The sequence below is a fragment of the Streptomyces sp. Q2 genome, from assembly GCF_056820935.1.
On the sequence record NZ_JBXEJE010000125.1, the window covers coordinates 1 to 562 of the forward strand.

At 64.4% G+C, this 562-nt stretch carries 1 protein-coding gene; it reads right to left on the reverse strand.

Annotated elements, in window-relative coordinates; translation table 11 throughout:
* On the reverse strand, positions 1-562 hold a 562-nt coding region (locus ACWBNA_RS47870), incomplete at both ends, for a glycoside hydrolase family 32 protein (RefSeq protein WP_482710888.1).

The window sequence follows — 562 nt, forward strand, 5'->3', positions numbered from 1 at the left end:
TCCAGTCCTTGAGGTTCTTCGACGAGTAGAACCGCACCTTGTGCTCGGTGGACAGCGACACCGTCATCAGCCAGCTCCTGGTCGGCGCGTACCACTGGACCTTGGGGTCGCGGAACTCCTTGGAGCCGATGTCGATGACCGGATTGCCCTGGTACTTGGTCCAGGTGCGGCCGCGGTCGGTGCTGTAGGCGAGCGACTGGGCCTGCTTGCCGCCGTTCTTGTAGGCGCTGGTGTAGATCGCCACCATGGGCGGGTTCTTCTTCGTACCGAACCCGGTGGTGTTGTCCCGGTCGACGACCGCGCTGCCGGAGAACACCATCTCCTCGTCGTCGTGCGAGAGGGCGAGCGGCAGCTCCTTCCAGTGCACGAGGTCCGTGCTCACCGCGTGGCCCCAGGACATGTCGCCCCAGGAGTTGCCGTTCGGGTTGTACTGGTAGAAGAGGTGGTACTCGCCCTGGTAGTACACGAGCCCGTTGGGGTCGTTCATCCAGTTCTTCTCCGGCGTGAAGTGGAACTGGGGCCGGTAGGTCTCGGAGTACGGCGGGGTGTCGGCAGCGACGGC